Raw genomic sequence first — 1074 nt, 5'->3', positions numbered from 1 at the left:
GGCCAATCACCCAGCATCATCCCAGCTCACCGGCTTGCCGAGCGAGAACGCAACGGCCCTGATCCCCGGGCTGGCGTATTAACCGAAAACGCGATAGCTGGGCTCACCTCTGATCGGCGTCACCGCCCACCGAAAGGCCAGCATGCATAATAACGAGTCCAGCCAGCAGCGCAAGAATAGCCAGCACTATGAATGCTTCCTTCAACCCTTCATTCAAGCCGAATCCCAGTAGCGCAAGCCCACCGATGGTGGCCATAAATGCGCCCAGCCGCGTCGCGTTGTCCACCCTAAGTCTTCCTCTCGAATTCCGACCTAAAGCCGTCTCCACATTTACTTGCATTCCCGGTTAGCGCGAAAGCCTGGGTTAGCGCAATGTGCCCCCTGTACTTGTAATCCCCCAGAGAGGCATGCGGGAATACCGCATTCCAATCGCTCGCCCAGCGAGGACTTACGACTGTGTCTTCGTTATTGGCGAGTATGCAAACCGGTCCTCGGCTTTTGGAACCTGACCACCATTGTGCATTGGCTATCGGATTTCCGTCACACTGGCTTGCTAACGCATTGAAAAATGCGCCCACCGAGGCGCGGTCGGCATTTCGCCTGCCGGACCATCCCGTGTAACTGGAGCACATGCCAGTGACGTAGGCCCCTAGCTTGGGTGAAATTTCATTGGAATCAAACCTTTGTACTAATTGGTCAGCCAAGCGGCCGATTGTATTCCAGTCGTGCTCGGCGATGTCGGGGAATCTTCCAAGAGTAGGCCATAACCAGCGCCCATTCGCCTCCAGGTCATACGCTGCAGCTACCACCGCGAGCCCCACGTCTCCATTCTGCACTCGCTCGGCCCTGCCCTCAACCTGCCGAGGGATCGCCTTGGAGATCGCGGACTGAACAATGTCCGAACCTCGCTTAGAGCAATCTAGGCGCGCCCGCTTACATTCGGATGCGAAACTGGAGTCCAGAGCTGCCTTCAGAACTTGCAAGCGATCGTCCATGACCGTAGCACCGGACGTGCACGGCCGTTTCATGATCGATTGTGGCTGTGAGTGATGGTGCCCGTGTCGGCGTGTCGGA

At 57.3% G+C, this 1074-nt stretch carries 1 protein-coding gene; it reads right to left on the bottom strand.

The window, feature by feature from the left end; translation table 11 throughout:
- Positions 1–103: 103 nt before the first annotated feature.
- Entirely contained in the window at positions 104–286 is a 183-nt protein-coding gene (locus tag ACFHWY_RS28615) for a hypothetical protein (protein ID WP_416583346.1), read from the bottom strand.
- Between the last annotated feature and the right edge of the window lie 788 nt (positions 287–1074).

This window comes from Micromonospora sp. LOL_024, assembly GCF_048060415.1.
Lineage (GTDB): Bacteria > Actinomycetota > Actinomycetes > Mycobacteriales > Micromonosporaceae > Micromonospora.
The sequence above is the reverse complement of the archived record's forward strand: the minus strand, read 5'-3'. Positions and strand labels throughout refer to the sequence as shown.